Consider the following 8956-nt stretch of genomic DNA (forward strand, 5'->3'; position numbering starts at 1 on the left):
AAATCCCTCCTCCGCTACCAAAATATCTTTATATTTAAGTTACTTATGCTTTTGTCAGCGACGGAGATTCCGTACGCGAATGGGCCGGGGGGCCATTCTGGGTGTCAGGTGGGATTTTCGACTCCTATTGTCTGAAACCTAACGCAGCAGCTTACTACCAACTCGGCTATAGTCCCTGCTCGGGCCCCGAGCGCTTCACAGCGATCTCAAAGGGCATCGCCGCGATTTCTCCTCGTTCGCGCACGAGAGAGGTGGCGCTCTCCTCAATTGCGCGATTCTTTAAGCAGAGCTCTAGGACGGATCGACATTCAGGATTCCCAAGACGGTTTTGCTGTAATTCATAAGTTTCCGCATTTTGTCAGCGGAGCGAGCAGCCGGGTCGCGGACGGCGCCCGGTCAGCCCATGGCGCCGCCGATCGCCTGCCTGACCTGGCGAACGTGGCGTGCCGGCGGGGCTCCGAATTGCCGGAGATATTCGCGGCTGAATTGCGAAGCGCTCTCGTAGCCGACCGCGAAGGCGACCTCGGATGCATTATGGTCCCCGGCCAGCAACAGTTGGCGCGCTTCCTGAAGCCGAAGCTGTTTCTGATACTGAAGCGGGCTCAGGCCGGTCATCGCCAGAAAGTGGCGATGCAGGCTGGCGCGGCTCATGCCGCTTGCATCGCACAGCGCCTCGATGCTCAGGCGGGCGTTCTGGTTGTCCCGGATCCACCCCACCGCGCGCCGGATACGGCCCAGCGCGCCCTCGGGCTGGGCGATCTGGCGCAACAGGCGTCCCTGCGGCCCCTGAAGGAGACGATAAAGCAATTCCCGTTCCGCCATGGGGGCAAGCACGGAAATGTCGTCCGGGGTATCGAGCAGGGACAAAAGCCGCAGCAGCGTGTCGCGCAGCGGCGCCGTCATCGGGTTGATCGCAATGCCGATGCCGCGGGGATCGCCGTCGCGAACCTGCGGCATGGTCGAGGCAATATCGGCCAGCAGAGCGGGGTCCAGAACCAGCGACACCGCAACATAGGGCTGGCCGTCATCGGCATCCAGTATCTGGCCGATAAGCGGCAGATCGAGTGCGCTGATGAGGTAATGCGCGGGATCGTAGCTTAAAAGATCCTCGTTGATCGCCACATGTTTCGATCCCTGCAGAATGAAGCAGATCATCGAGCGATACAGGCACGGGGCCTTGTCCGTGGTCGCCTCGCCCACGCTGATTTCCAGCCGCGGGATCGGCGTGACGGTCAATCCGGGTCGCGCGTGGCGCAGCGCGATGTCGATATGCGGTCTGAGATCGTCTGTCATGGTCAGATCATAGCACGCCCGATCCACGCCGCAAGGCGATTGAGACAATCAGGCAAAAACTTGAGCGGATCGGAGGGGCCTCACGGACAGGTATCACCTATCTTCGGGATAATGGAAGGGTGCCGCGATGGCGCCGCTTCATACAACAACCATCCAATGAGGATACACCATGACCACGAAAACAGCCCTTATCACCGGCGCCAGCCGCGGCCTCGGCCGCAATATGGCGCTGCATCTCGCCCGGCGCGGCGTCCACATTATCGGCACCTACCGAAGCAGCGCCGCAGAAGCCCGGACGCTGGTTGACGAAATCGAGGCCCTGGGCGGAAAGGCGGCGATGCTGGCGCTCGACGTCACCGACACGGCAAGCTTTCCCGACTTCACCCGCGCCGTCGCCGACACGCTGGAAAAGACCTTCGGCGTCGAACGGTTCGACTATCTGGTGAACAATGGCGGCGAAGGCGTCTATGCGATGGTGGCCGACGCGAGCGAGGATCAGTTCGACCGGATGGTCGACATGCACCTGCGCGGACCGCTGTTCCTGACCCAGAAACTGCTGCCGCTGATCGCCGACGGCGGGCGCATCCTGAACGTCTCCACCGCCTTTGTTCGCACGACGATGGCGGGCTATGGCCTCTATGCCGCGGCCAAGGCGGCGATGCAGACGCTGACGAAGTTCATGGCCGTCGAGCTCGGCCCACGCCAGATCCGCGTCAACGCGATCGCGCCGGGTGCCATTGCGACCGATTTCGGCGGCGGCGGTGTGCGCGACGACAAGAACATCAACGATTTTGTCGCCGCGACGATCGCGCTCGGCCGCGTCGGCGAGCCCGACGATATCGGTGGCGCGGTCGCCGCCATCCTGTCCGACGATCTCGGTTGGGCCAATGGCACGACGTTCGACATATCGGGCGGCCAGTCGCTCTGATCCGTTCTCCGCACAGAGAGGCACTATCATGACTGCGCAAAACCTGACTCTCGTCAGCCACCCGCTGTGCCCGTTCGTGCAGCGCGCCGCGATCGTCCTGTTCGAGAAGGGTGTGGCGTTCGACCGGATCAATATCGACCTGTCGGCCAAGCCCGACTGGTTTCTGGCGCTGTCGCCGACCGGCAAGGTGCCGGTACTGAAGGTGCGCCAGCCCGACGGCGAGGATGCGATCCTCTTCGAAAGCGTGGTGATCTGCGAATATCTGAACGAAACGCAGGGGGGGCGGCAATGTATCCCGACGATGCATTGCTGCGTGCCCGCCACCGCGCCTGGATCGAATTCGCCACCCAGACCTTTGCCGAAGGGTGGCAGTTCCTCCATGCCAAGGACACGGAGACCGCCGACACCAAACGAGCCGCCTTCCGCGATCGGCTGAGCAAGCTCGAGGCGGAACTGGGCGACGGACCCTATTTCGCAGGGGCCGCGTTTGGTCTGGTCGATGCGGTCTACGCACCGCTGTTCCGCTATTTCGGGATCATCGATCCGGAAGTGGCGGCCCCGATCTTCGCCGGCCTGCCCCGCGTGGCGGCGTGGCGCGCGGCACTTGCCGGACGCCCCAGCGTCCGGAACGCCGTGACCGACGCCTATCCCGAGCTGTTTCGCGATCATCTGCGCCGGCACGGCGCGATGATCGCCGCTTAGCGCATCGGCTCGAAAAGAACGATACGAAAATTCAATAAGTTAGAGCGTCCTTGTGCGTCCAGAAGGACGCACGGCGCTCTAGCTCCAAAAAAAATCTGAAGGAGTTACACCATGACCGATGCATCCAAGAGCGCCTTGATCCTGATCGAATATGTCAACGACTGGCTTTCGCCGACCGGTGGCATCTATCCGTCGTTTCAGGACCTCGAGCAGGTCGACACCGCCATCGCCAATTCGAAGCTCATCCTCGCAGAGGCCCGGCGTCGCGGCATGCACGTGATCCACGCCTCGCTGAAGTTCGAGCCCACTTTCAAGGTCCTGGGCGAGGCAAAATACGGCCTGCGCAAGATGATGCGCGACTATGGCTCGTTCCTGGGCGAGCAGGCCGATTTCTTCCCCGGCTTCGAGCCTGCGGAGGGCGAGCATGTCGTGCGCGAGCGCGCCGGCGGCAGCAGCGTCTTCGTCGGAACCACGCTCGATGGCTATCTGCGCAACAACCGCATCTTCGACATCTATCTCGCCGGCTTCTCGCTGCGCCAGTGCGTCGAATCCTCGATGCGCAACGCGCACGACCTCGGCTACAACACCAACGTCATCTATGACGCGTCATCCGGCTATACCCGCAAGCAGCAGGACGATTTCGTGGCCGAAATCGCGCCTTTCTATGCCAATGCCATCACCACGCAGACGTTTCTGGCGCAGGCATGATGATTGACAACTGGATCCGGCCCCGCAGCGGGGCCGGGCTTCCGTCCAACCACTGATGCGAGGCGATACAATGATCGGGATGATGGTCGAACTCACGGTGACGCCGGGCAACGCGGCGGCATTCGAGCGCCTCTTTGCCGCTCAGGCCGCCGCGGTGCGTGCCAGCGAACCGGGTAATCGCCTGTACGAACTGTTCAGGTCGCGCACCCTTGCCGACAGCTACACGCTGATCGAAATCTACGAGGACGAGGCCGCGCTCTCGGCGCACCGGGCATCGTCGCATATGGCGGCCAACCGGCCGCTGACCGCGCCGTTGCTTGCCGCCCCGCCCGTCATGCATATGTTCGACGTCCTGCCGCACGCCCTTTGACCGAGCGCCGGGCGGCGCGCTGCCCGACCGGCTCCATCAGCCGCTTTCCGGCCGCCGCGCGACGGCGGCAGCCGGTTCGCCCTTGCCTGCACGAGGCCGGAGCGGCGATGCTCCGGCCTCGTTTTACATCCCGGTCAAAGGTCGATGACTTTCTTCCTGGGCGCGCCCTGGGCCGCATTCGAAACCTCCTCCCAGGCTTCCCACAAGGCAAGCCGCTCGGCATAGGCCGCACGCGCCACCGACAGCCCTTCCGTGCCAAGGAAGATGCGTAGCGGAGGCTCAGCCGAATCCACGACCTTGAACAGGGCCGCCGATGTCGCAGCAGGATCGCCGAAATTCGTGGTCGCACCGCCGGCAAACGCCTGCGCTCTCGTTTCCGCATAGGCATCGAGGCCGGTGGTAAGCTTCAGCGAGGACTGGCTCGAAAAGTCCGTTGCATACGGACCGGGTTCCAGCATCGTGACCTTGATGCCGAACTGCGCGACTTCCTGTGACAGGCTTTCGTGGAGCGCTTCGAACGCCCATTTGGAGGCGTTGTAGAAGCCGGTGATCGCGCCGGCATAGACCCCCGCAACGCTCGAGACGCCAACGATGTGGCCGCTCTTTTGCGCCCGCAGGAACGGCAGGGCCGCCTGGATGACGGAGAGAGCGCCGAAGACATTGGTATCGAACTCCGCGCGAACCTCGGCCTCGATCGCTTCCTCGATCGCGCCGACGAGCGCATAACCGGCATTGTTCAGGACGATATCCAGACGGCCGAAATGCGCATGCGCCCTGGCGACGGCTTCGGCCACCTGGTCGCGGTTTGTGACGTCCAGCGCCAGCGGCAGGACGGCATCGCCAAATGCATCGGCAAGCGGCGCGACCGCGTCCAGTGATCGCGCCGTTGCAACGACCTTGTCACCCCGCTTGAGCGCATCTTCGGCCCAGATGCGACCGAAACCGCGTGAGGCCCCTGTGATAAACCAGATTTTTCCAGACATATGAGCGCCATTTTCAGTTGAAGTGTAAGACGAAGCGGCGCGATGGCGCGCCGCCCGTGACATCAGGCGGCCGGGAGACCGGGATCAATCCCCGTCATTGCCGCCGAAACCTCCCACAGCCGCCCGGCAAGTGCGGGATCCTGCGCTTGCGGCGCGCGTTTTGCCTTGCCGGCGACACCGCGAATGCCGGCAAACCCGGCGGGACCGTAATAGCCGCCCGGCTCCACTTTTCCGGTCGCGGCCAGAAGCGCCGGCCATGCGCCCTTGTCGGCGCTGTTGAGCACAAGGCCGACGATCGGGCCTGCAAGCCGGGCAATCCCCATGTGACGACCAAGGCTCGTTGCGGCGATGCCAGGGTGGACGCCGACCACGGTGACGGGCGAATTCGCCGCGCGCAGGCGGCGATCCAGCTCGAAGAAGAACAGCGCGTTCGCCAGCTTGCTGGCGCCGTAGCGATCATTCTTGATGTAGCTCTTGTCGGCATTCAGATCGTCCCAGTCGATCTTGGCCTTCAGATGCGCGACGCTCGAGGTCACGACCACGCGCGCGCCCGGCGTCTGCTCCAGTTTGGGCAGAAGCAGCGCGGTGAGCGCGAACACGCCGAGATGATTGACGCCGAACTGCGATTCGAACCCCTGCTTCGTACGCGTCAGCGGCGGAACCATGATCCCGGCATTGTTGACGAGCGCATCGATCCGCTTCTCCTTCATGGCAATCGCGGCTGTGGAGCGAACGCTCTCCAGATCGGCGAGATCGAGCGGCAACCAGACGAGATCGGCATTCGCCGTGATCCGCCTGATGCGGGCAATGGCGTCCTGCGCCCTGGACTGCTCGCGGCAGCCAAGCAGGACGCGCGCGCCCCTTGCGGCGAGCACCCGCGCGATCTCGAAACCGACGCCGGCATTGGCGCCGGTGACGATGAAGGTCTTGCCGGACTGATCCGGGACATCGGCTTCGGTGAAGCCCTTGCTGCTGGTCATTTTCGGTCCCTTTTCATGAGTGGCTACATACTCATTATTTGGTTAAAACTCAGGCGGCAGACCCCTTCCAGAACAGGTCGAATCCGGCCTGACGGATGGTCGCGCTTTCCTCCGGTCTGGCGGTGATCGCATTGATGCTGATGTCGGCCAGGTCGAAGAGAATGGTATCGATGTAGAAACCGATCCTGTCGGGCGCGGCATGGCCGGCGAGACATGCCTCGACCATGGTTCGCGCATCCCGCTGCATGGCATGGCAGCGATTGCGGCTTTCCGCCGTCACGCGACCCGACACCTTCAGCTGGCGGAGCGCCTTGCGCGCCGTGGCATGTGCCAGGCCCCAGTCGATCAGACGGTTCCAGACCATGCAGAGCCGCTCCCTGTCGGAAACGTCCGCGGGATAAGGCGCCAGCATCGTCTCCGTAAGATCGGTTTCGATTGCGACGAAGAGCTGGTTAAGCAGATCGTCCTTGGTTGGAAAGTAGATGAACAGCGTTCCCTCGGAAACGCCCGCCGCCCTTGCGATCTTGGCCGTGGACGCGCCGGTGCCCAGGCTGGCGACCAGCTCGGCCGCGGCGTCAAGCAGCGCCTGTCGCTTTTCATCACTGAGGGGACGTGCCATATTTTCTGCCATATAATTGAGTGAGTAGACACTCAATTATATGGGTGGCAACTTCGGACCGGTCAAGGGGTTCGATCAACCAAATGAAGTCCAGCCTGCGCCGCGCGGCCGCTATGCCTGCGCGAGGGGACCTTTTAACAACGGCTTATCGCTTGTGCGCATCGATATTGCGGAGGCATGGCTTAGGCGATGACCTCTTTCTGAAGCGATGCGGCCTTCCCCGCGAGAGGGGCGAGACAGGAGAAGGAACGGCAAGGGGGTGGCCGCAGGCTCATACCAGGGATCAGGCGTCAGACTTCGCCGCTTGGTTTCCGGGCAGGCCGGACAGTGAAATCTCGATGGTCTGCTGGAGCGTCGCGCGGCCGGCGCCATCTCTGGCCTGGATCGCCATGCCTTGCATAAGGGTCAAAAGGTAGGTCGCGGTTGCCTGCGCGTTCCGGGGCGCAAGCCAACGTTTAAGCAGCGCGACGAGTTGCGGATGCATGCCTTTGCGGATCGCCGCCACCTCTTGGGCAAGATCCACATGCGCCTCGCCGCAGGCCAGCAGACCTGTCGAAACCATGCAGCCAGTCTCGCCGTCGGGCGAAGTCACAGCATCGGCCGCCGTTTCCAGCAGATGCCGGATGGTTTCGGCAAGGGTACCCCGCGGCTCGGGGTGAAACTGCGTCTCCGGCCGGTCGGTATAGCGCTGCAGCGCCTCGCGGTAGAGATCGGCCTTGGTGCCGAAAGCCGCGTAGAGGCTGGGCGGCGCAATCCCCATGGCGCCGGTCAGATCGTTGATCGACACGCCCTCATAGCCATGCCGCCAGAACAGCCGCATCGCCATATCGACGGCCTCGTCGCGGTCGAAACCTCGACGGCGGCCACGCGTGGGTTGGGATTCTTTTTTCATAGTGATCACTAAACATATCTTGACGCCTCCGCGCAAGCCTGTATTTGTTTAGCGATCACTATAGATTGGATTTATCATTATGCTTGATGCGACCACTCGCGCCACCTTCACCGCCTGGACTTTCCGTGTCGAAACATCCGACGGGCTGACCCTTTCCGCAGCGCTTCACGGCCCGGAGGACGGCCAGGAAATCGTCCTTGTTCACGGGCTCGGTCAAAGCTGGCTGAGCTGGAACCGGCAGACCGGTGGAACGCTGGCGGAAACCCACAGGATCCTGAGCTACGATCTTCGCGGACACGGAGACTCCTCTCGCCCCGACGAGACTGGCCGATATTCCGATCCGCAACGCTGGGCCGATGACCTGAAGGCCGTGATCGATGCGGCCGGGTTCCGCCGGCCGGTGATCGTCGGCTGGTCCTTCGGCGGGCTGATCACCGGCTATTTCCTGCGCCACCACGGCGCGGCGCATGTTGCCGGGGTAAACCTCGTGGGGGCGGTGACCCGGCTGGACCCCGCGCTTCTGGGCATCGCCGCTCTGCACCATGCCGGGCCGCTCGGGTCCGAGGACCTTGCCGAACGGGTTAAGGCCTATGCGAGTTTTCTGAAGTCCTGCTTTGCCACGCCGCCCGATCCGGCGGATCTGGAACAGATGCTGGTCTATAACGGCATGGTGCCACGGGCGGTCCAGAAAGCCGTCGTCATGCTGGAAAGCGAGGGTCTGGACACTGTCTGGGCGCAACTGCCCGAACTGCTCCTGAGCTGGGGGGACGAGGAACAGCATACCCGCTACGAGATGTCGCGCCGCGTCATGGATCTGAACCCACGGGCCAGGATGTCCGTCTACGTTGGCGCCGGTCATGCCCCGTTTTATGAGCGCCCGGCGCGCTTCAACCGGGAGCTCGCCGAATTCACGGCCGGGCGGACAGCACGATGAGCGCGAAGGAACTGGGCGCGGCGCTGCTCGTCCCGCTGATCTGGGGAATTCAGTTCGTCACCACCAAGGTCGGGGTGGACAGCTTTCCGCCGCTGTTCTTCGTCGCCCTGCGCTTTGCCGGCGTTGCGGTGCTGTTCCTGCCCTTCGCGCGCGGCGCGAGCCGACGCGAAATTCTGGCCTGCGCGGTGATTTCGGTGTTCTTCGGGGGCCTGTGCTTTGGCCTGACCTTCGCCGGGATCCACCTCGGCACGGCGGGGATCGCCGCGGTCATGGCGCAGTTGATGGCGCCGTTCACCGTGCTGTTCGCCTGGCCGCTGCTGGGCGAGAAACCTACGGGGCAGGTGTTTTTCGGGCTCATGATCGCCTTTCTCGGCGTGGCGCTGGCAATGGCCGATCCCGGCGCCGGCGTTCCGGTTGCCGCAGCCTTGCTGGTGCTGGGGGGCGCTGCCGCGCAGGGCCTGGGCAACGTGCTGGCCAAGCGCCTCGGGCCGATCCCGCCGATGCGCCTCATGGCCTGGCTCTCGATTTTCACCGTGCCCGAAACCCT

General features: G+C 63.4%; 10 protein-coding genes and 1 pseudogene. 6 read left to right on the forward strand and 5 right to left on the reverse strand.

The annotated features are described in order from the left end of the window. Positions 1–396: 396 nt before the first annotated feature. Positions 397–1293, reverse strand: coding sequence for an AraC family transcriptional regulator (locus B4E36_RS22955; RefSeq protein WP_292055181.1), 897 nt, complete (start codon positions 1291–1293; stop codon positions 397–399). 169 nt (positions 1294–1462) lie between these two features. On the opposite strand from B4E36_RS22955, the gene B4E36_RS22960 reads away from it, so the two are divergent. From B4E36_RS22960 to B4E36_RS22975, 4 genes and pseudogenes are all read left to right on the forward strand, one after another. Beyond that, a complete protein-coding gene (locus B4E36_RS22960; RefSeq protein ID WP_292055182.1) occupies positions 1463–2221 on the forward strand; it encodes an SDR family NAD(P)-dependent oxidoreductase in 759 nt (252 codons plus the stop codon). A gap of 28 nt (positions 2222–2249) precedes the next feature. Continuing rightward, positions 2250–2923, forward strand: a pseudogene (locus tag B4E36_RS22965) (glutathione S-transferase family protein). A gap of 111 nt (positions 2924–3034) precedes the next feature. Further along, positions 3035–3631 (forward strand): isochorismatase family cysteine hydrolase, encoded by a 597-nt coding sequence (locus B4E36_RS22970; protein ID WP_292055183.1) that lies wholly within the window; start codon positions 3035–3037, stop codon positions 3629–3631. 70 nt (positions 3632–3701) lie between these two features. Then, entirely contained in the window at positions 3702–4001 is a 300-nt protein-coding gene (locus B4E36_RS22975; RefSeq protein ID WP_292055185.1) for a putative quinol monooxygenase, read from the forward strand. Between the two features lie 134 nt (positions 4002–4135). On the opposite strand, the gene B4E36_RS22980 is transcribed toward B4E36_RS22975, so the two are convergent. From B4E36_RS22980 to B4E36_RS22995, 4 genes are all read right to left on the reverse strand, one after another. After that, positions 4136–4984, reverse strand: coding sequence for an SDR family NAD(P)-dependent oxidoreductase (locus B4E36_RS22980; RefSeq protein WP_292055186.1), 849 nt, complete (start codon positions 4982–4984; stop codon positions 4136–4138). Between the two features lie 62 nt (positions 4985–5046). After that, positions 5047–5964, reverse strand: coding sequence for an oxidoreductase (locus B4E36_RS22985; protein ID WP_292055187.1), 918 nt, complete (start codon positions 5962–5964; stop codon positions 5047–5049). A gap of 49 nt (positions 5965–6013) precedes the next feature. Then, on the reverse strand, positions 6014–6583 hold the full coding sequence (locus B4E36_RS22990) for a TetR/AcrR family transcriptional regulator (RefSeq protein WP_292055188.1): 570 nt from the start codon (positions 6581–6583) through the stop codon (positions 6014–6016). Between the two features lie 283 nt (positions 6584–6866). Beyond that, entirely contained in the window at positions 6867–7475 is a 609-nt protein-coding gene (locus B4E36_RS22995) for a TetR/AcrR family transcriptional regulator (RefSeq protein ID WP_292055189.1), read from the reverse strand. Positions 7476–7554: 79 nt separating this feature from the next. Here B4E36_RS22995 and B4E36_RS23000 point away from each other — a divergent pair, with 79 nt between their 5' ends. Then, positions 7555–8409: an alpha/beta fold hydrolase gene (locus B4E36_RS23000; protein WP_292055190.1), complete on the forward strand. Its 855-nt coding sequence runs from the start codon at positions 7555–7557 to the stop codon at positions 8407–8409. Then, positions 8406–8956, forward strand: a 551-nt coding sequence (locus B4E36_RS23005; RefSeq protein ID WP_345900858.1) for a DMT family transporter, incomplete at its 3' end; no start/stop codon positions are given. The genes B4E36_RS23000 and B4E36_RS23005, both read left to right, overlap by 4 nt.

This window comes from Martelella sp. UBA3392 (genome assembly GCF_002358775.1).
In the GTDB taxonomy this organism is placed as follows: Bacteria; Pseudomonadota; Alphaproteobacteria; order Rhizobiales; family Rhizobiaceae; genus Martelella; species Martelella mediterranea.

Excerpts from the sequence above, each read along its gene's own strand:
- B4E36_RS23000 (WP_292055190.1), top strand. The coding sequence starts at position 7,555 with ATGCTTGATGCGACCACTCGCGCCACCTTCACCGCCTGGACTTTCCGT.
- B4E36_RS22995 (WP_292055189.1), bottom strand. The coding sequence starts at position 7,475 with ATGAAAAAAGAATCCCAACCCACGCGTGGCCGCCGTCGAGGTTTCGAC.
- B4E36_RS22980 (WP_292055186.1), bottom strand. The coding sequence starts at position 4,984 with ATGTCTGGAAAAATCTGGTTTATCACAGGGGCCTCACGCGGTTTCGGT.
- B4E36_RS22970 (WP_292055183.1), top strand. The coding sequence starts at position 3,035 with ATGACCGATGCATCCAAGAGCGCCTTGATCCTGATCGAATATGTCAAC.
- B4E36_RS22990 (WP_292055188.1), bottom strand. The coding sequence starts at position 6,583 with ATGGCACGTCCCCTCAGTGATGAAAAGCGACAGGCGCTGCTTGACGCC.
- B4E36_RS22955 (WP_292055181.1), bottom strand. The coding sequence starts at position 1,293 with ATGACAGACGATCTCAGACCGCATATCGACATCGCGCTGCGCCACGCG.
- B4E36_RS22960 (WP_292055182.1), top strand. The coding sequence starts at position 1,463 with ATGACCACGAAAACAGCCCTTATCACCGGCGCCAGCCGCGGCCTCGGC.
- B4E36_RS22975 (WP_292055185.1), top strand. The coding sequence starts at position 3,702 with ATGATCGGGATGATGGTCGAACTCACGGTGACGCCGGGCAACGCGGCG.
- B4E36_RS22985 (WP_292055187.1), bottom strand. The coding sequence starts at position 5,964 with ATGACCAGCAGCAAGGGCTTCACCGAAGCCGATGTCCCGGATCAGTCC.